Source organism: Nitrincola schmidtii (assembly GCF_008973715.1).
GTDB classification, from domain to species: domain Bacteria; phylum Pseudomonadota; class Gammaproteobacteria; order Pseudomonadales; family Balneatricaceae; genus Nitrincola; species Nitrincola schmidtii.
Window position 1 is genome coordinate 17,873 of sequence record NZ_WBOL01000006.1, and the last position, 20,261, is coordinate 38,133.

Sequence of the window (20,261 nt, forward strand, 5' to 3'; positions counted from 1 at the left end):
TCTCTCTCTGGACGCTGTTAAACGGCGTCTTCTGTATGCAAATGAGATAATTCTCTTAACACGCTGGTGGCAAAAGCACCGGCGGGCAAGTCAAAACCTATTGTCCATTGATCGCTGGACTCTTTTTCTAGAAAAGCGTTATCAAGTAGGATTCGCGCGGCTCTTCGCTCTTGATTTAAACCTAAAGTTTCCAGACCTGAACAGAGTTCTTGCCAGGGTGAAACAACAGATTGCTCAAAAGCTTCCGCTTCCAAACGGGTCATCAAACCACCGCGCCCCCATAAAGGTGCAGTGAGATGCAAGTCTTTTTCTGCTAGCCTTAATGCTAGCCCTTCAGCTTCAGCTGGATCAAGGTAATTAAAACAACTTTGACTGGCATTAAGCATTAATACATCGCCGAGAGCAAGCTTGTCCCACAAGCCCTGATCTATACGTGCCGAGACGACTCGATTAAACAACATCGATCGCAACGCAGAGATATAAAGACCCCGCTTTTGTCGGTTATTTTCGCGTAACTCGCCTAATAACATCCGATAACCCTTGTACAGATTACCGTAGTCATGGCCGAAGCGTTGCTCACCAAAGTAATTGGGTACGCCTTTACACATCAACTGTTCAAATCGTTGCTGAAGATCGTCACCCTCGGTGACTTGTCTTAATTTAATAACAAAACGATTACCTTGATGGACACCCGTTTTCAATTTTCGACTGTGGCGAGCGTGACGAAGTACTTGAATAGTATCACTTTCAAACCCAGACCAATCAACCGCTTGTTTTATCGGAATCTTAACACTAAACCACTGCTCAGTAACCGCATGACGGTCCTTCTTACCGGCATAGCCAATGTCTTTAGGGTGGGTTTTTGTATGACGTGCGAGTTGTTGAGCAACCCAGTCAGTATTTTCACCTGTCTTACGAATCAGTGCGAAAACATGCTCACCTTCTCCATCAGGCTCAAAACCTAAGTTTTCAGTGACATAAAAATCTTCAGGTAAAGATCGAAAAACAGCTGTAGATTTGGGCTGACCCAAAAGCCATGTAAGCGGCTGGTGAAGAGATTCAATTAAACTCATTACTGTGACCGTCTGCGTGTATCGGGTTCGATAAGACGAAAGAAAGTTTCGCCCTCTTGGATCAATCCCATTTCACTGCGCGCACGCTCTTCTATGGCCTTCAACCCTTCTTTAAGGTCGGCGACTTCCGCTTCTAAACGTTGATTACGCTCAGTAAGCAGTTGGTTTTCACGGCGCTGATCAATGATCGCCTGCTCCAGTTGCCAGACTTGGCGAATATTAGGATCACCCAGCCAAAGACGATACTGAAGGGCAGCTAGGAGCAACACAAGAAAGAGGAGTAACAAACGAAACACTCAGCCACCTGCCTTAACAGGGGAGGTAACCCTCCCCATCACGACCCAAAAAGGGTTAAAATCAGGCTTGACCTTTAATTTCAGACAAACCGTTATAGATCGCTTTATCGCCAAGCTCAGCTTCAATACGAAGCAAGCGGTTGTACTTAGCGACACGATCAGAACGACATAAAGAGCCCGTCTTAATCTGCCCTGCAGCGGTACCTACAGCAAGATCAGCGATAGTGGTGTCTTCTGTTTCACCAGAACGATGAGAGATGACGGCCGTGAAGCCAGCATCTTTTGCCATGCGGATCGCTTCAAGCGTTTCAGTCAACGAGCCTATTTGATTGAACTTGATCAAGATAGAGTTAGCGATATTTTTCTCAATACCTTCTTGCAGAATCTTGGTATTGGTCACGAATAGGTCGTCTCCAACCAACTGCACTTTATCGCCAATCTTGCGAGTTAGATCAGCCCAGCCCGCCCAGTCAGATTCATCCATACCATCTTCGATAGAGACGATTGGGTATTTTTCAGATAGCATTTTCAGGTAGTCAGCAAAACCTGCTGAATCAAATATCTGTCCTTCACCCGCTAAATCATATTGACCTGCTTTGTAGAACTCGGACGCAGCACAATCTAGCGCCAACGTGACATCTTTGCCCAGCTCATAGCCTGCTTTTTCAATCGCTTCACGAATGACAACCAGTGCTTCTTCGTTAGAACCCAGGTTAGGCGCAAAACCACCTTCATCACCCACAGCGGTGTTCAAACCACGTGCTTTAAGGACTGCTTTCAGCGAATGAAAAATTTCAGTACCACAACGCAGCGCTTCACTAAAGCTAGTAAAGTTCACTGGCTGTACCATGAACTCTTGAATATCCACGTTATTGTCTGCGTGTTCACCACCATTGAGGATATTCATCATCGGAACAGGCATAGAGTACTGACCTGGTGTTCCGTTAATATCGGCAATATGAGCGTACAAAGGGATGCCTTTAGAGATTGCGGCAGCTTTTGCTGCAGCTAAAGAAACAGCCAAAATAGCGTTGGCACCCAAGACTGATTTATTTTCAGTACCATCCAGCGCCAGCATTTTAGTATCCAATGCTCTCTGATCTGTAACATCCATGCCCTGAAGTGCTTCACGGATAGTAGTATTGATGGCAGCAACTGCTTTCAATACCCCTTTACCCATGTAACGAGATTTATCACCATCACGCAGTTCAAGTGCTTCACGAGAGCCAGTAGAGGCTCCTGATGGCGCACAGGCTGATCCGACAACGCCTGAATCTAGAATGACGTCCGCCTCAACGGTTGGGTTACCACGCGAATCCAGAACCTCACGCGCTTTGATATCAGCAATCTTTGCCATTACTTACTCTCCAATTAAATGGGTAACATTGTTAGTGTTTTCAGTATCAGTTTGAAGCTGCGTGGTCTAACGCTGCTTGAATAAAACCAGTAAACAAACCATGTCCATAGCGAGGTGTAGAGGTAAACTCGGGATGGAACTGACACGCTACATACCAAGGGTGATCGGGCACTTCGACCACTTCAACCAACTCACCATCTGCTGAACGACCAGCAATTAACAGGCCTGCTTTTTCAAGCAGAGGTAAATAGTGATTGTTCACCTCATAACGATGACGGTGACGTTCGCGAATTTCGGTAGAACCGTAAACCTGAGCAGAACGTGAACCCTCAACCAAGTGACACACCTGTGCACCCAAACGCATCGTACCACCCAAGTCAGTCTCGGCAGTCCGCTGTTCGACGTTACCTTCAAGATCAACCCACTCGGTGATCAAGCCTATCACCGGATGAGCAGACTGCTTATCAAACTCGGTTGAGTTAGCTTTTTCTAATCCGGCAACATTTCGAGCATATTCAATGACCGCTACCTGCATACCTAAACAGATACCCAAGTAAGGAACCTTATTCTCACGAGCATAGCGAGCCGCCAGTATTTTTCCTTCAACACCACGCTCACCGAAGCCACCCGGCACCAAAATAGCCGAAACGCCTTCTAGGATTTTAGTACCTTCACGTTCGACACGTTCAGAGTCGATATAATCGATTCTGACTTTCTTACGCAGTGCGATACCCGCATGAGTGATCGCTTCGATCAATGATTTATAAGCATCAAGCAGCTCCATGTACTTACCAACCATGGCGATATGTACTTCACCTTCGGGATTTAGGAAGCAATCAGAGACTCTATCCCACTCATGAAGATCAGCTGGAGGGCAATCTAAACGGAAGCGATCTGCTACGATTTCATCCAAGCCTTGCTCGAACAGCATTCTCGGAATGGAGTAGATAGATTTCGCATCGGGAAGCGAGATAACCGCGCGTTCTTCAACGTTGGTGAACATTGCCAACTTACGGCGTGCTGATGCCGGTATAGGCTGCTCAGAACGACAGACCAAGATATCGGGCTGAATACCAATCGAACGTAACTCTTTAACAGAGTGCTGCGATGGCTTGGTTTTGGTTTCGCCTGCGGTAGCGATGTAAGGCACCAAGGTCAGATGCATAAACATCGCATTATTGGCACCCACTTCAATTCGCAGCTGTCGAACGGCTTCAAGGAAAGGTAGTGATTCAATATCACCTACCGTTCCGCCAATTTCAACCAGCGCAATATCAGCACCGCTTGCACCCTCAACCACACGACGTTTAATTTCATCGGTGATATGAGGAATAACCTGCACCGTTCCACCCAAGTAATCACCGCGCCGTTCTTTTTTCAGCACATGTTGATAGACACGCCCTGTGGTAAAGTTATTACGGCGATTCATGGTGGTTCGAATGAAGCGTTCATAGTGGCCCAGATCCAGATCTGTCTCGGCACCATCATCGGTGACGAATACTTCTCCATGCTGGAATGGACTCATAGTACCCGGATCCACGTTAATGTATGGATCGAGCTTAAGCATAGTGACCTTGAGACCGCGGGCCTCAAGAATGGCTGCCAGTGAAGCTGAGGCAATACCTTTGCCCAGTGAGGACACTACACCGCCTGTGACGAATATATAGCGCGTCATGCGTAACCTGTAAAAGTCGGATTTTGGGAGGGGTCAAGATGGTATTGCAGACTAACAAAAAAAGGCTCTCCAGACAATCCAAAAGGCTGCCATGCACCCACTGAATCATCATTTTTATGCCAACGACTGGCAAAACAGATGCCCGGCACCAATAAAACGCCTTGATGATCACAAATCAGTGGCCACTGAGATCTTAACCATGGAGGCACACCGGTTTCCTGAAAAAGTTGAGATAAGCCCTTACTTCCTGCTCTACCTCTGGGCTTAATTTTGACATTCTTAAGCCCTGTTTTAAGCGTTAACGCCAGCTCAGAATCGATTAGACTGGCTGGCAAACTGAGTTTACCCAAGGCAAGTTCCATGGAATTCTGCAGCTTAGCATTGGTTGAATCTTCATCATGCCGACCTACTAAATCCGGGTTAACCATAGGACACAAAAAAAGACGCTGGCGATAGGTGCGTAACTGCCACTGCGGAGTCAATCTTAATTCTCGTTCAGGATTTGTGCCGTTTGATAGAAACTGGACACAAATTTGCTGAAACTGCTTTTCACTCAACGACAGCGACCATTGTGCTAGCCAATAGCGCAATACATTTTGAATTCTGGCTGAACTTAAAGCACTCAACACGGGTAGCTTTAAGACTTCCGGAAACTCTGCACAAGCATGGAGATCTTCTTGTGCTATTTCTTGCAGTAGACTTTGCGCTTCACGCATATGACCAGCGGTTTCTGAAAAGCGCTTGGCAATTTGCGGCCAGCGATCACGCAAATTTGGGAACACATTTAATCGAAGGTAATTTCGATCATAGCCTGGAGAGGTGTTGCTCGGATCTTCAATCCATTCCAGCTGATGTGACATCGCCCATTGATACAAAATCTGTCGTGGGAACTTTAAAAAAGGACGAATGAGCAAGGCAGTTGAAAAAGGTCTGGTCTCTGGCATGCCAGATAACCCCGCCACACCCGCTCCACGACACAAGCGAAACAACAATGTCTCAGCCTGATCATCGGCATGATGTGCCATTAACAAAGCATCATTAGGCGTTAGCATTTGAGCAAACGCACCATAACGGGCATCTCTGGCTGCAACTTCGGAACGACCTAAAGGTTCTACTTTAGCAGATAAAAACTGAACACCCAGATCTGCCGCTCTGCGTTGACAACGTTTTTCCCACGCATCAGCATCAACCTGAAGTTGATGATTAATATGAATAGCAACGAGAGAAGCTGTTGGCAGAACCAATGCGGCAGCAGAGAGTAACACTTCAGAATCTAAGCCGCCGCTGTAAGCAATACACCAGCGGCGAACGTGAGGAAAACGCTCCGGCAAGCTCGCCAGATAAGCCACTGGATCTTGCAAATCGGTGCGTTTCAAAACCGCTAAACGTCTCTTAACTTAACAGAACTAGACAGAACTGACACCGTAAGACATCAGTCTTTCGTAACGACGCTCTATTAGAGTATCCGTATCCAGAGCGGTTAAACGATCCAAGGAATCTTGTAATTGTAGCTTTAAGCTCGCCGCCATATCGGCAGGTTGACGATGTGCACCACCTAAAGGCTCAGGAATAACACGATCGACCAATCCCAACTCATGCAAACGCTCAGAATTAATGCCCATCGCTTTAGCAGCATCAGAGGCACGTTCAGCACTCTTCCACAAAATAGACGCACAGCCTTCAGGAGAAATAACCGAGTAAGTACCGTATTGCAGCATTAATAATTCATCACAAACACCAATCGCCAGGGCACCACCGGAACCACCCTCACCAATCACCGTAGAGATAATCGGCGTGCGCAAACGTGACATTTTTGCAAGATTAAAAGCAATCGCTTCGGACTGGCCACGCTCTTCGGCATCAATACCCGGATAGGCACCCGGTGTATCAATAAAGGTTAAAATAGGCAGTTTAAATCTCTCTGCCATTTCCATGATTCTAAGCGCTTTACGATAACCTTCAGGCCGTGGCATTCCAAAATTACGGCGAACCTTTTCTTTGACTTCACGACCTTTTTGATGACCGATGATGGCAACTGGTGCGCCATCTAAACGCGCTATACCACCGACGATGGCAGGATCATCAGCAAAGTGACGATCACCATGGATTTCATCAAAATCATCAAACGCCAAGTGAATATAATCCAGCGTATAGGGACGCTGTGGATGACGCGAGAGCTGAGAAATTTGCCATGCAGTCAAGTCATCAAAGATTGAGCGGGTGAGTTTATGGCTTTTCTCTTGCAGTGTATTGATCTCTTCGCTGAGATTCAGATCTGCGTTGCCTTCGCCAACATGGCGTAACTCTTTGATTTTGGCTTCTAGTTCAGCAATAGGCTGTTCAAAATCCAGATAATTTGGGTTCATGCGCTTCCAGTTTTGCGATAATCAAAGGTTAAAAAATAAATATTGGGTAAGATTTTACCTGCTGAACAAGCGGATCACCAGTCTCGTCTAATGCAGAGTGACTGATTTGATCACTCAAGTGTCAGTGATCGGGCCAAACCAACCTGACTGCAGCATTACCAAATAGCTCTTTAAGTGCAATAATCTGCTCATCAGACGGTTCTGGCTGCCAAGCATCACCCAAGCGTAGATCCCCTTCAGCATCTTCACGCTGAAAACGCAACGCAATCGAAATTCGATCGAGCGATTGCTGGCTTTTCATCAAACACTCTTTCAGAGTTTTGATACGCGCATTGCTTAACTGCTGCTGATCACATTGAATTTCAATATGACTGGCATGCCGTGCGCGTGCCTGAGTCACACTCATGACGCTTTGACCTCGGGCACGAACACCACCATTGTATTCGTCAGGAGCGACCTCTCCTTCGATGATCAACACCACATCTTTGTTGATGATGGAACGTGCCGAATCGTAGACATCACCAAACAAGGTGATGTCCATTCGCGCACTGCGATCATCAAGGGTCAAAATGCAGAGATTATCGCCCTTTTTGGTCTTTTTAATGCGCATGTCCACGATAAGCCCAGCCATTTTTTGAGAACGGCCACGTTGAGGTTGGATATCCACCAGCTTACGACTGACCAATCGAGATAACTCGGGCTCATACTCATCAATAGGATGACCGGTTACATAGAGACCTAAGGTTTCTTTTTCACCGACTAAGCGCTCTTTATCACTCCACTCTCGAACTTGAGTATACTCGACATAGGGATCGCTCGGTGTTTCTGCAATCACCTCACCAAACAAATCCAACATCCCTGCATCTTCATTTTTGGCAGCTTGATCCGCTGACTGCAAGGCAGCCCCTATCGCATGCCATAATACCGATCGACTTGGACCGAGTTTATCCAAGGCACCGCAACGAACCAACGCTTCCATAACACGTTTATTCAATTTCTTAACACCAACGCGTGCACAGAAGTCGAAAAGATCTTTAAAAGGCCCCGTCTGCCTTGCTTGCATAATTCCTTCCACGGGTCCTTCACCAACACCTTTAACCGCACCAAGTCCGTATACAATTTCGTTGGCGTCATTGACGGTAAACATAAACTCACTGGCATTGACATCCGGTAAGTTCACCTTCAGCTTCATCTGGCGGCACTCTTCGATAAAGATCACCACTTTATCGGTGTTTTGCATATCCGATGACAAAACTGCCGCCATGAAAGGAGCCGGATAAAAGGTTTTTAACCAAGCAGTTTGATATGAGACCAATGCGTATGCAGCAGAGTGAGATTTGTTAAAACCGTATCCCGCAAACTTCTCCACAAGATCGAAGATATTTCCGGCTAGATTGACATCAATACCTTCCTTAACCGAACCATCTAAAAAGAATTGGCGCTGTTTTGCCATCTCTTCTGGCTTCTTTTTACCCATCGCACGGCGCAGCAAGTCAGCTTCGCCTAAAGAGTAGCCTGCCATCACCTGAGCGATCTGCATGACTTGTTCTTGGTAAAGAATAATACCGTAGGTGGGTTCCAAGACGGGCTGAAGACTGTCAAGCTGATAATCAGGATGTGGCCAGGCTAACGGCGCTCGACCATGCTTACGGTTGATAAAGTCATCCACCATCCCTGACTGCAAAGGCCCCGGTCTAAAGAGCGCTACCAGTGCGATAATGTCTTCAAAACGGCTCGGCTGAAGTCGCCTAATCAAGTCTTTCATGCCGGATGACTCCAGCTGGAAAACAGCCGTTGTTTCGGCACGCTGAAGCATCTTGAACACTTCAGGGTCTTCTAAATTGATTCCCTCAATGAACAGATCGTCTTCACCGCGACGACGGCGCTGGGTATTAATAGTACGAAGCGCCCAATCAATGATCGTTAAAGTACGCAGACCCAAAAAGTCGAATTTAACCAGACCCGCTTCTTCAACATCGTTTTTATCATACTGAGTGACTAACCCCTGCCCCTGTTCATCACAATAGGTGGCCGAGAAATCCGTCAGTTTGGTTGGTGCGATAACCACACCACCGGCGTGTTTTCCGACGTTACGGGTAATACCCTCAAGCTTAAGCGCCATTTCCCATATTTCAGCCGCTTCTTCATTGTTGGTAACGAAATCTTTAAGCACCTCTTCTTGTTCAACTGCTTTACCCAGCGTCATACCCACTTCGAAGGGAATCATTTTTGATAAACGATCAGCCAAACCAAAGGGTTTTCCCTGAACGCGAGCCACATCTCGCACCACCGCTTTTGCTGCCATGGTTCCGTAAGTGATGATCTGCGAAACGGCATCACGTCCATAGCGGTCAGCAACGTAGTCGATAACGCGATCACGATTATCCATGCAGAAGTCGATATCAAAGTCCGGCATGGAGACACGTTCTGGATTAAGAAATCGCTCGAACAGCAGATCGTATTCGAGTGGATCAAGATCGGTAATCTTTAACGCATAGGCTACTAAGGAACCGGCACCTGATCCTCGACCAGGACCCACCGGTATCTGGTTATCCTTGGCCCACTGAATAAAGTCCATAACGATTAGGAAGTAACCAGGGAAACCCATCTGAATAATGATATCCAGCTCAAACTTCAAGCGATCGAAATAAACCTGTCGCTTGCTGGCATATTCTGGATCTTGAGTATCCAAAATGGTCTTGAGACGAAACTCTAACCCTTCCTCCGAGGCATGACGAAAAAACTCGTCCATCGTCATCCCATCAGGGATGGGGTACTCTGGTAGGTAGTAAGTACCTAGCTCTATCTCGATATTGCAACGCTGAGCGATGGCGACGGTGTTTTCTATCGCAGAAGGCAAGTCAGCAAATAACTCTGCCATCTCTGCACTACTGCGAAAATACTGTTGATCAGAGTAATCTTTTGGGCGTGAAGGATCTGCCAGTGTTCGACTCTGGTTAATACACACGCGTGCTTCATGTGCTTCAAAATCTTCAGCGTAGAGAAACATCACCTCGTTGGTGGCAACTAAGGGGCAGTCAAATTGACTGGCTAAGGCTGCGCTGGCATGAACCAGTGTTTCATCATTCCGACGACCGGTACGTTGAACTTCCAGATAAAAGGAATCCGGAAACACCGACATCCATTCACTTAACAATTCATTAGCTAAATTGAAATTCTGATCCAGTAAGGCCTTACCAATTTCCCCTCGACTAGCACCTGAAAGAGCGATTAAACCTTCTGATTTTTCTTTAATCCATTCTCGACGCACCAGTGCGTATTCTGATTGAAGGGTTTGCCCCTCTGCATAGGCTCTAGAAACCAACTCCATCAGGTTTTTATAACCCACACCATTGCGCACCAGTAACGTCAATCGACTGGGATCAGCCGACTCATCCTCACCATGTGCTAACCATAGATCAACACCACAAATAGGTTTAATCCCCTGAGCAACAGCTGCCTTGTAAAACTTGATTAACGCAAATAGGTTTGTTTGATCAGTTAAGGCAACCGCAGGCATCTGGTTTTCGGCAGCCGCAGCCACCAGCTTTTTTACCTTAACTATGCCATCATATAGTGAGTATTCACTATGCACACGAAGATGAACAAATGAAGCATTAGTCATGTTTTATAAGGCCTTCTAGACACTGTCGTACGGGTTTAAAGCTGCGTCGATGCTGATCTAACACACCGAAATTCTGTATCGCTTGAAGATGATCTTTGGTGGGATAACCCTTATGACGATCAAAACCATAGTCGGGATATTGCTGATGCAATTCAACCATCATCTGATCTCTAGCAACCTTAGCAATAATCGATGCGGCACTAATATTGGCATGCAAGGCATCACCACCGACAACAGCCTCACAAGGGATACTTAACTCTGGACAACGATTACCGTCGACCAGAACATGATTAGGTTTAATGTTGAGTTTTTCTACCGCTCGACGCATCGCCAGTAAGCTGGCATGTAAAATATTCAGACGATCAATTTCTTCTACCGAGGCACTTGCAATCGCAAAACACAGCGCATGTTCGCGAATTTGAGCATCCAGTTGCAAACGGCGTTTTTCAGTTAGTTTTTTTGAATCAGCCAAACCTACTATGTCAACAGCTGGATTTAAAATCACTGCGGCAGCAACCACTGGACCGATTAAAGGCCCTCTGCCAACTTCATCCACACCAGCAACCAATAATTTAGTCGATACGATCACGAGACACCTGTTTATCATTAAGCAACTCAACGATTGCTAGAGCGGCGCGCTGACTTGCACCACCACGCAGTAGTTCATGCAGTTGTGTAAAGCGTTTTTCAAGCTCTTGACAGGCTGCTGGATCATTCAACCAAGCATCAATTTCGTTAACAAGCCGATCTGGCGTGACCTGATCTTGCAATATTTCCGGAACCAAGGTTTCTTTGGCTAATAAATTCGGTAATGAAATCCAAGGGCTTTTCACTAATTTAGAGAGAATAAAATAGGTTAAGGCTGATAATCGATAAGCAACCACCATCGGTTTTTTGCAGAACATCGCCTCCAGTGTGGCGGTACCTGATGCAATGAGAATGACATCACTGGCAGCCATTGCGGTACCTGATTGTTTAAGCAGCAGCTTAACCGGAAGATCGGGATAATCAGTATCGATAAGCTGATTCAGGTCATCATAGCGTGCACTATTCGCTGCAGGTAACAAAAACTCTACATCAGGATAGCGCTGATAAAGCTGTTTGGCTGTTTCCAAGAAAGGTACTGCAAGCCTAGACACCTCCCCACCCCGACTACCGGGCAATAATGCGATGACTCTAGCCTGTTTATCCACACCTAATAGCTGTCGCTGCCCTTCAGTGTCTGGCTGCATCGGAAACTGATCTGCTAGGGGATGACCCACAAATGCTACACGTTGCTGATGTTCGCGATAGAAATCTGCTTCAAAAGGCAACAGGGTTAGCATTAAATCCGTACCCTGTTTAATGGAAACCACTCGCTTTCGACGCCAAGCCCAAACAGAGGGACTGACGTAATGAACGGTGGTTATGCCAGCATCATGCAGTTTACGCTCAAGCTTTAAGGTAAAATCTGGAGCATCGATGCCGATAAAAAGGTCTGGTGGGTTAGCTGTCCAGCGCTGAATAAGCTGTTTACGTATTTTCAGTAATTCTGGCAAGCGACCTAAGACTTCGGTCAGCCCCATCACCGATAAACGCTCAAGTGGATAAAGTGATTGTGCACCTTCAGCAAGCATTAGCTCACCGGCTATGCCTTCCACTTCAAGATCTGGATAGTGCGTTTTTAGGGCTTTAATTAATTCAGCACCTAAAATATCCCCTGAAGCCTCACCCGCAACAATCGCAATCCTTAGAGGCACAATTCCTCCTAACGTATGATACCGCGAGATGACGTTTGTAATGATTTGATCAGTAAATTGACTGCTGATTCTGCTTCAGCCATTTGCTGCAATTGAGGAAGAGCCTGCTCTAAGGTCAGTCCAGATCGGTAAATGACTTTGTAAGCACGCTTAAGTTGCGCAATCGCTTCAGCCGAAAAGCCACGGCGCTTTAATCCTTCCGAATTAATACCGTGTGGCTGAGCGGTGTTACCGGTTGCCATCACATAGGCGGGAATATCTTTAATCACCACCGTGCCGGCACCACACATAACATGAGCACCGATATGACAGAACTGATGAACGGCGGTGAAACCACCCAAAATTGCATAGTCATCGACATGCACATGGCCTGCCAAAGCTGCATTGTTAGCGAGAATAACCTGATCACCGACCAGGCAATCATGAGCAACATGCGTATAGGCCATCAACAAATTATGACTACCAACTCGAGTGATACCCTGATCTTGAACGGTACCTCGATGTAAAGTCGCTCCTTCACGGATGACGTTATGATCGCCTATTTCTAACCGTGTTGGCTCACCTCGATATTTTTTATCCTGGCAATCCTCACCAACACTGGCAAATTGAAAAATGCGGTTGTGTCGACCGATTTTTGTAGGCCCCTTGATCACAACATGCGAGCCAATGACACAACCATCACCTACCTCTACCTGAGGACCGATATAGGTCCAAGGACCGACCTCGACATCTTTGCCAAGTTCAGCGCTGGGGTCAATAATAGCCGAAGGGTGGATCAAACTCATACTTTACGGTCTGCACATAGAATAGTGGCACTACAAACCAGCTGTCCATCGACACTGGCCTTAACGGCAAACTTCCAAATACCGCGACGCTCTGATAGCACACTGGCTTCTAATTTTACCTGATCTCCAGGTACAACAGGACGTTTGAAGCGCAGATCATCAGCACCCACAAAGTAATATATAGAACCGTCTTCAGGGGTTTTATTCATGGTTTTAAAACCCAACACTCCTGCGGCTTGAGCCATGGCTTCAACCAACAAGACACCTGGCATAACAGGCTGATCAGGAAAATGACCATTAAAGAAAGGCTCATTGACCGTCACATTTTTGATAGCCACGATAGACTGACCCGGAACTAATTCAATTACGCGATCAACCAACAAAAAAGGATAGCGGTGTGGCAAGTATTTCCGGATTTCATTTACATCCATCATGTTCAATTAACCTTATTCAGACTTATCTGCTTGTGCTTTTTCGAGTAACGTTACTCGTTTAGCTAAATCATCTAACTGTCGAAAACGCACAACATTGCGCTTCCATTGTTGATGCGGTTCTAGAGCGGTACCTGAAGAGTATGCACCGGGCTTAGTAATCGACTTGCTCACCAAGGACATAGCAGTAATGTGCGAGTCATCCGCGATGTCTAGATGTCCTGCTACACCCACCATTCCGGCAAGGGTACAACGCTTACCAATCTTAGTACTTCCTGATATACCCGTACATCCTGCAATCGCCGTATCTTCGCCAATCACCACGTTATGTGCCACTTGGATCTGATTATCCAGCTTTACTCCATTTTCTATACGAGTGGGGCTGAGGGCGCCACGATCAATTGTAACACTCGCCCCCACTTCAACATCATCACCGATGCGAACACCGCCTGACTGATATATTTTGACCCATTTTCGATTGTGCTTAGCAAAACCAAATCCATCTGAGCCTATGACAGTTCCACTATGAATGATCACGCGGCTGCCCAAGTGAACATCAGGATATAAGTTTACGCCAGATTCAATACGAGTATCTGCACCGATCACACAATCTCGACCTATCACTGAATTAGGACCGATATAGGTCCTAGCGCCGATAACAACATGATCGTGGATAAAAACATGCGCTGACACTTCTGCTGTCGGATCAATATTAGCTGAGCTGGATACCACCGCGGTTGCATGAACACCTTTATTGACAGGTGCCCGCCAATCAAAGAATTGACTCAGTCGAGCGTAAGCAAGGTAGGGATCCGCAACAACGATAGCAGCTCCTTTAACCTGATCGACCATATCCGCCTTAACTAAAACAGCACCTGCAGATGACGATTTTAATTGCTTTAGATATTTTGGATTAGCAAAAAAAGACAGCTGATTAGCTTGAGCAACCTCAAGGGTTGCCAAGCTTTTAATCACAACTGCTGGATCGCCTACTAGCAGCCCATCAACCTGTGTAGATAACTCATCAAGCCTAAACACAGAATTATTGCTGGTTTAAGAGTTCAATCACACGCTGTGTAATATCGACAGTATTACTGCTATAAACAGTTGCCTGCTTCGCAACAATAACTTCAATATTCTCGTTTTCAATCAGCGTTCTAATTGCTTGATCTAACTTAGGGCGCATCTGCGCTAAGAACTCTTCTTCACGCTGCATACGACGCTGAGTCATCTGTTCAGCAAGGTTCTGATACTCAATGTAAGCCTTTTCAAACTGCATTCCTAACTGCTGAAACTCTTCAGCAGAAACTAAGCCTCTGTTTTGCTCTAAACGATCTCGTGCTGCAACTGCTTGACGCTCAAGATTCGTTAAGGTCGACTCATCACCTGAAAACTCTCTTTCTAATTGAGCACGGAAGTCATTTGCTGCTTTAGAACTCAACAAGGCTTCCTGAACACCCAACACACGAACCACTTTATCTGCAAACACCCATTGGCTTGAGCACAACAGAAGAACAAACGCTAACGCTTTTACTTTCATCATAACCTCAAATTAGAAAGACTGGCCTAACACAAACTGGAACACTTCTTCATCGTCACCTGCAGCGCTGTTCAATGGCTTAGCCAAAGAAACCGATAAAGGACCCACTGGTGTTAACCAACTTAGACCAATACCTGCAGAGTAACGCAAATCGCCGAAGTCTACACCTTCGACACAGGTATCATTAACTGCGCCTGGTAAGCATTTAGTTGTGAAGACATTACCCGCGTCCATAAACACCAAAGTACGCCAAGCACTCTTGTCTTTTAAGAAAGGCATCGGGAAAATCAACTCAGCACTACCCGCCACTAAGACGTTACCACCCATAGAGCGCGGATTACGACCTTGTCCACGATCATATCGAGGTCCAAGTGAGTTAGCCTCAAAACCGCGAATCGTTGTTAAGCCACCGGCATAGTAGTTTTTAAAGAACGGATAATCTGAGCCATTACCATAAGAATCAGCGTAACCCACTCTGCTTCGAACAGATGCTACCCAAGTTTCATCATTATTTATCGGCCAATAGAAGCGATTGTTATACTGGGCACGATAGTATTCAAGATCGCTTCCGGGTACAGAAACCTCAAGCGTAGCACCCTGAGAACGACCACTGGTTGGAAAGAAGCCTCTATTTAGGCGATTATCGCTCCAACCGGCAGTCAAGCGCCAGTTTAGATATTCGTCACCGTTATTCTTAATGAATTGCTCAATAACTTTATAGGCATCTGAATTATTATTTACAGCACTGTTTTGCTTGATACGTAAGAACTCAACATCACCAGAAAAACTTAAACGCTGGAAATCATCAATTGGATAACCAAAGGTCACACCACCGCCAATACCATCGGTGTTGTAATCACCACGATCGTCTTCATCAAAGTTTTCTTCACGGTAATAAAGATTAAATCCTCTACTAACGCCATCAACGGTATAGTATGGATCAAGGTAATTAAAGCTGTATTCAGTCAATGTTGAGCTGTTGGATACATTAAACGCAACACTCTTACCCGAACCCAAGAAGTTATCCTGAGAAACACCCAACTGAACGATAATACCTTCACTTTGAGAGAAACCCACACTCGCTGATAATTGGCCAGACTGCTGTTCTTCAACACTGAACTCTAGATCAATTTGATCATCCGTACCTGGAACAGGACGAGTTTCCACGTTAACTGACCTAAAGTGCCCAGTTCGCTCTAAACGAGTTTTAGAACGCTCAATGGCTGAAGTCGATACGATACCAGCTTCCATCTGTTCAATTTCACGACGAACAACTTCATCTGTTGAACGTGTATTGCCACGAACAGATATACGTCTTACATAGGTAGGCTTGCCTGGTTCGATAAAATACCGTAGCGATACCGTACCGGCGGCCTCGTCAACTTGTGGTATCGGGCTAACGTTAGCAAACATAAAGCCCTGATCACCTAGCAATCTCTCTAGGCGCTCTTGAGAATCGGTCATTTCACGACGTGAAAACACATCACCCTCACCCAAGCTCATTTTTGCAAGCAATTGAGATTCTGGGACAACTAAGTTACCGATCATTAACACTTCGTTAACACGGAACTGCTGACCTTCAGTGATACCTACGGTAATAAACACGTCTTGCTTGTCTGGAGAGACTGATACCTGAGTAGAATCAATAGAGAAATTGATAAAACCACGATCTAAGTAATGCGAACGAAGACGCTCCAGATCACCAGAAAGCTTTTCACGCGAATACTGATCATCTTTTCTCCAGAAGGATAGCCAGTTTGGCAATTTCAGAGAAAACAGATCTAATAATTCGTCATCCGGAAAGGTTTCATTCCCTATGATGTTAATATGCTGAATGGTTGCGATGCGACCTTCAGTGATATTGATATTTAGGGCAACACGATTTCCAGGCAGATTTTCAACTTCAGTGGAAATATTGGCACCGTAACGGCCTTGTGATGCGTAAACACGCATCAGGTCCAATTCAATTTGATCTAGAGTTGCGCGACGGAACACATCACCTTCCTGAAGACCTGACTGTTTCAAACCTTCACGTAACTGCTCTTCTTTGATCGCTTTATTGCCATCTATTCGAATAATCGCTACCGCAGGACGCTCTCTTAATACAAGAACTAAGATATCGCCATCTCGGTTGATCTGTACATCATCAAAGAAACCCGAACGAAATAGCTGTCGCGTTGCCGCTGCTAGCTGAGCAGAGTCAATTTGATCCCCTGTTGATATAGGGAAGTTTCTAAATACAGTTCCGAGATCAACCTGCTGCACACCTTCCACACGTATGTCACTGACGACAAATGGAAAGGTTTGTGCATGCACAGGAGAAAACCAGAACAAAGATATCAGGATCAGAATTAGCGTACGCTTCATGGTTTTGATACTTTCAGTTAGTCCGTCGGTTTATTGTTGCCTTACAGGCGTGCTAGATCATTAAATATTGCCAGAGCCATTAAACTGAACAACAGGAACATACCTATTTTCAGCCCAATCATTTGAACTTGCTCACTGACTGGCTTACCTCTGATCAGCTCGACCATATAATACATCAGATGGCCACCATCTAGCATCGGTATTGGCAACAAATTCAAAATTCCTAAGCTGATACTCAGGTAGGCAAGAAACATAATAAAGGTTTCGAACCCAGAGGCAGCAGAGTCACCTGCCACTTTAGCAATGGTTATCGGTCCACTCAAGTTTTTAACTGAAATGATCCCTACAATCATTTTTCTGATAGAGTCGAGCGTCAACATGATCATCTGACCAGTCCGGTCAACACCCATGACTAATGCTTGCACGGGGCCATAGCGTATTTCCCGTAACATCTCATCAGGCCACTCTGGCATCTGCACTCCCGCACCAATATATCCGGAAAGTGTTCCGTCTTCACCCTTACGAGCAGCCGGTGTCACATCAATTGTCAACAAACGACCATTTCTATCTATTTCGAAGGTTAACGGCTGTTCAGGGCTTTGCTGTATCTGCTCTACCAAACCTTGCCATGTATCCAAAAGCTGGCCGTTTAAGCTGACTATTTGATCACCTGTTTGCAGCCCTGCTTGAGCCGCACGACCATCGTTAACCAGCTGACCTAAAACTGGCGCAACATCAGGACGCCAAGGAATAAATCCCAATGCAGAGACGGGTGATTCCCGCTCCAGATCCACTCGCCAATCATTCAAACTAACGTGATACAGACGGACACTTCGACCAGGCTCTGCGGCTTCTACCTCGATAACTCGCGTATCACCAATTAAAGCAGCCAAACGCAAATTCACTTGATCCCATGAATTCACACGAAAACCATTAATCGACAAGATCTCTTCACCTGACTGAACACCTGCGATTTCAACAGGCGATCCGGGCCTTACCTCACCCACTTTGGGGATGACAACGCTAGTACCGACAACAAATAGAAACCAGTAGGCTAAAACAGCAAAAAGTAAATTGACGATAGGCCCTGCGGCCACGATCGCAATGCGTTGCAGTACTGGCTTAGTATTGAAAGCTTGACCTTGCCACTCGGGTGGAACCTTGTCTTCACGCTCATCCAGCATGCGCACATAACCACCTAAAGGAATTGCTGCTACAACATACTCAGTTTCATCTTTACCACGCCAGGAGAATAATGGCTTACCAAAACCTACTGAAAACCTGAGCACCCGCACACCACATCGGCGCGCTACCCAGTAGTGACCCCACTCATGAATAGTGACTAGAATTCCAAGAGTAACCAGTGTGGCTAAGATGGTCTGGATCAAACCCATGTAATACTCCAGATCAATTTCGTCGCAGACCTAAAGGACTGGAAAATAGATCAAACCTAATAAAAAAATCGGTGCAGCAGCAGTAATACTATCGATACGATCTAGTACACCACCATGCCCGGGTAACAGGGTACCACTGTCTTTGATGCCACGTTCACGCTTGAACATACTTTCAAAAAGATCACCTAAAACAGAAGCTACCGCTGTTATTACGGCTAACACGATTAAAAAGACCGCTGAAACGAATGAAAGTTCTCTTAAGAATGCGTAAACAGCGGCAATTACAACACAGGTTACCAAGCCTCCATAAACCCCTTCTAAGGTTTTTCCTGGGCTTACTCGTGGCATTAATTTTCGCTTGCCCATCGCGCGACCAGCAAAGTAGGCTCCTGTATCTGCGCCCCACACCAAGAAAAGCAACAAAAAAATTAACCACACCCCGTCTGGAAGCGCTTTAATTGCAGTCAGAGCGGCCCATGCCGGAACTAACACCCACATTCCGATAACGAGTTTTGGTCCACAGGCCGACCAGCGCAACCCCTCTGGAAACCTCAACACCATCACAATCGCAAGCAACCAAAACAAGCCCGCGGCTATGACTATGGTAGTCAATAAGTTATGCAACCCGATTGCTGCAATGACGCACATAATCAAACCAGCCACACCGACATAAACCAAACGATTTTGACGACCAATGCGGCAAAAATTCGACCACTCCCACGCACCATATAGGGTTACGCAACCAACCAACAGCGAAAACAGCCACACAGGAGCCCAAATCACGGCACCAAGCACCAGAATGCCTAATATCAAAGCTGTTATCACTCGTTGTTTCAGCACAAATTAAGCCTCTATCTGGTCTGATGTTTTTCCAAATCGTCGCTGACGACTTGAATAGCATTCGATTGCCTTTTGCAAATCAGCTTTGCCAAAATCTGGCCAATAGCAATCGCAAAAGTAAAGTTCAGTATATGCCATCTGCCATATTAAGAAATTACTGATTCTTTGCTCACCCCCTGTCCTAATACATAAATCAGGAGCAGGCAAATCAGCAAGAGAGGTAAAATTATTGAAACATACCTCATCAATATCATCTAACTGAATTTTGCCAAGAAGGCAGGCTTGCGTGAGCTTTTTAGCAGATTCAACAATATCCCACCGACCACCATAGTTAGCAGCAACGTTAAGCACTAAACGGGTGTTATTGGCAGTAAGCAACTCTGCATCATGCATACGCTTTTGTAACTTTTCAGAGAAACGACTGCGATCGCCAATAATGCGCAGACGAATGCCATGACGATGTAATTTCTTTACCTCTCGGTCAAGCGAGAGTAAAAAAAGATCCATCAAGCCACTGACTTCTTTTTCAGGTCGTTTCCAGTTTTCACTACTAAACGCAAATAGGGTAAGTACCTCGACACCCAGCTCAACACAGGCTTCGATGGTTTGCCTTACACTATGCACACCTGCTTTATGCCCAGCCAAACCTGGCAAATGACGCTGTTTAGCCCAACGATTATTACCATCCATAATGATGGCAATATGCGCAGGCAAAGAAGCAGATGTAAATGAGGAATCTGATGAGGACATAGGACGAGTGGCGGGACTTAAAT

General features: G+C 45.9%; 17 protein-coding genes. All 17 read right to left on the reverse strand.

The features are described 5' to 3' along the window. Positions 1-17: 17 nt before the first annotated feature. On the reverse strand, positions 18-1,073 hold the full coding sequence (gene truD, locus F7R24_RS06650; protein WP_151670472.1) for a tRNA pseudouridine(13) synthase TruD: 1,056 nt from the start codon (positions 1,071-1,073) through the stop codon (positions 18-20). After that, positions 1,073-1,369: a cell division protein FtsB gene (gene ftsB, locus F7R24_RS06655; protein ID WP_151670473.1), complete on the reverse strand. Its 297-nt coding sequence runs from the start codon at positions 1,367-1,369 to the stop codon at positions 1,073-1,075. The genes truD and ftsB overlap by 1 nt, the downstream gene beginning before the upstream one ends. Positions 1,370-1,430: 61 nt before the next feature. After that, positions 1,431-2,726, reverse strand: coding sequence for a phosphopyruvate hydratase (eno, locus tag F7R24_RS06660; RefSeq protein ID WP_151670474.1), 1,296 nt, complete (start codon positions 2,724-2,726; stop codon positions 1,431-1,433). Positions 2,727-2,772: 46 nt separating this feature from the next. Then, on the reverse strand, positions 2,773-4,401 hold the full coding sequence (locus tag F7R24_RS06665; protein ID WP_151670475.1) for a CTP synthase: 1,629 nt from the start codon (positions 4,399-4,401) through the stop codon (positions 2,773-2,775). Continuing rightward, entirely contained in the window at positions 4,398-5,777 is a 1,380-nt protein-coding gene (gene tilS / locus F7R24_RS06670; RefSeq protein ID WP_151670476.1) for a tRNA lysidine(34) synthetase TilS, read from the reverse strand. Before tilS ends, F7R24_RS06665 begins: the two co-directional genes overlap by 4 nt. A gap of 30 nt (positions 5,778-5,807) precedes the next feature. Next, positions 5,808-6,767 (reverse strand): acetyl-CoA carboxylase carboxyl transferase subunit alpha, encoded by a 960-nt coding sequence (gene accA / locus F7R24_RS06675; RefSeq protein ID WP_151670477.1) that lies wholly within the window; start codon positions 6,765-6,767, stop codon positions 5,808-5,810. A 121-nt stretch (positions 6,768-6,888) separates the two neighbouring features. Then, entirely contained in the window at positions 6,889-10,392 is a 3,504-nt protein-coding gene (gene dnaE / locus F7R24_RS06680; protein WP_151670478.1) for a DNA polymerase III subunit alpha, read from the reverse strand. Next, entirely contained in the window at positions 10,385-10,999 is a 615-nt protein-coding gene (rnhB, locus tag F7R24_RS06685) for a ribonuclease HII (protein WP_151670479.1), read from the reverse strand. Before rnhB ends, dnaE begins: the two co-directional genes overlap by 8 nt. Beyond that, positions 10,965-12,131 (reverse strand): lipid-A-disaccharide synthase, encoded by a 1,167-nt coding sequence (gene lpxB, locus F7R24_RS06690; RefSeq protein ID WP_338087095.1) that lies wholly within the window; start codon positions 12,129-12,131, stop codon positions 10,965-10,967. Before lpxB ends, rnhB begins: the two co-directional genes overlap by 35 nt. 8 nt (positions 12,132-12,139) lie before the next feature. Beyond that, the gene (gene lpxA, locus F7R24_RS06695; protein WP_206057490.1) at positions 12,140-12,916 is read right to left on the reverse strand and encodes an acyl-ACP--UDP-N-acetylglucosamine O-acyltransferase; all 777 of its coding nucleotides are present in this window, start codon (positions 12,914-12,916) and stop codon (positions 12,140-12,142) included. Continuing rightward, positions 12,913-13,350 (reverse strand): 3-hydroxyacyl-ACP dehydratase FabZ, encoded by a 438-nt coding sequence (fabZ, locus tag F7R24_RS06700; protein WP_151670481.1) that lies wholly within the window; start codon positions 13,348-13,350, stop codon positions 12,913-12,915. Before fabZ ends, lpxA begins: the two co-directional genes overlap by 4 nt. A gap of 12 nt (positions 13,351-13,362) precedes the next feature. Next, the gene (gene lpxD, locus F7R24_RS06705) at positions 13,363-14,385 is read right to left on the reverse strand and encodes a UDP-3-O-(3-hydroxymyristoyl)glucosamine N-acyltransferase (RefSeq protein WP_151670482.1); all 1,023 of its coding nucleotides are present in this window, start codon (positions 14,383-14,385) and stop codon (positions 13,363-13,365) included. Positions 14,386-14,389: 4 nt separating this feature from the next. Next, the gene (locus F7R24_RS06710; RefSeq protein WP_240776020.1) at positions 14,390-14,887 is read right to left on the reverse strand and encodes an OmpH/Skp family outer membrane protein; all 498 of its coding nucleotides are present in this window, start codon (positions 14,885-14,887) and stop codon (positions 14,390-14,392) included. 12 nt (positions 14,888-14,899) lie between these two features. Next, positions 14,900-17,254, reverse strand: a complete 2,355-nt coding sequence (gene bamA, locus F7R24_RS06715; RefSeq protein ID WP_151670484.1) for an outer membrane protein assembly factor BamA — start codon at positions 17,252-17,254, stop codon at positions 14,900-14,902. A gap of 41 nt (positions 17,255-17,295) precedes the next feature. Continuing rightward, positions 17,296-18,648 carry an RIP metalloprotease RseP gene (gene rseP / locus F7R24_RS06720; RefSeq protein ID WP_151670485.1) on the reverse strand — a complete coding sequence of 451 codons (1,353 nt, stop codon included), beginning with the start codon at positions 18,646-18,648 and terminating at the stop codon, positions 17,296-17,298. A 30-nt stretch (positions 18,649-18,678) separates the two neighbouring features. Continuing rightward, entirely contained in the window at positions 18,679-19,488 is an 810-nt protein-coding gene (locus F7R24_RS06725; protein ID WP_151670486.1) for a phosphatidate cytidylyltransferase, read from the reverse strand. Positions 19,489-19,491: 3 nt separating this feature from the next. Further along, positions 19,492-20,238, reverse strand: a complete 747-nt coding sequence (uppS, locus tag F7R24_RS06730) for a polyprenyl diphosphate synthase (RefSeq protein ID WP_151670487.1) — start codon at positions 20,236-20,238, stop codon at positions 19,492-19,494. Positions 20,239-20,261 lie beyond the last annotated feature (23 nt).

Bases quoted from the DNA above. Each gene is read 5' to 3' on its own strand.
- rnhB (WP_151670479.1), bottom strand. From the start codon at position 10,999: ATGATAAACAGGTGTCTCGTGATCGTATCGACTAAATTATTGGTTGCT.
- fabZ (WP_151670481.1), bottom strand. From the start codon at position 13,350: ATGATGGATGTAAATGAAATCCGGAAATACTTGCCACACCGCTATCCT.
- eno (WP_151670474.1), bottom strand. From the start codon at position 2,726: ATGGCAAAGATTGCTGATATCAAAGCGCGTGAGGTTCTGGATTCGCGT.
- F7R24_RS06710 (WP_240776020.1), bottom strand. From the start codon at position 14,887: ATGAAAGTAAAAGCGTTAGCGTTTGTTCTTCTGTTGTGCTCAAGCCAA.
- truD (WP_151670472.1), bottom strand. From the start codon at position 1,073: ATGAGTTTAATTGAATCTCTTCACCAGCCGCTTACATGGCTTTTGGGT.
- bamA (WP_151670484.1), bottom strand. From the start codon at position 17,254: ATGAAGCGTACGCTAATTCTGATCCTGATATCTTTGTTCTGGTTTTCT.
- rseP (WP_151670485.1), bottom strand. From the start codon at position 18,648: ATGGGTTTGATCCAGACCATCTTAGCCACACTGGTTACTCTTGGAATT.
- accA (WP_151670477.1), bottom strand. From the start codon at position 6,767: ATGAACCCAAATTATCTGGATTTTGAACAGCCTATTGCTGAACTAGAA.
- lpxA (WP_206057490.1), bottom strand. From the start codon at position 12,916: ATGAGTTTGATCCACCCTTCGGCTATTATTGACCCCAGCGCTGAACTT.
- F7R24_RS06665 (WP_151670475.1), bottom strand. From the start codon at position 4,401: ATGACGCGCTATATATTCGTCACAGGCGGTGTAGTGTCCTCACTGGGC.
- dnaE (WP_151670478.1), bottom strand. From the start codon at position 10,392: ATGACTAATGCTTCATTTGTTCATCTTCGTGTGCATAGTGAATACTCA.
- uppS (WP_151670487.1), bottom strand. From the start codon at position 20,238: ATGTCCTCATCAGATTCCTCATTTACATCTGCTTCTTTGCCTGCGCAT.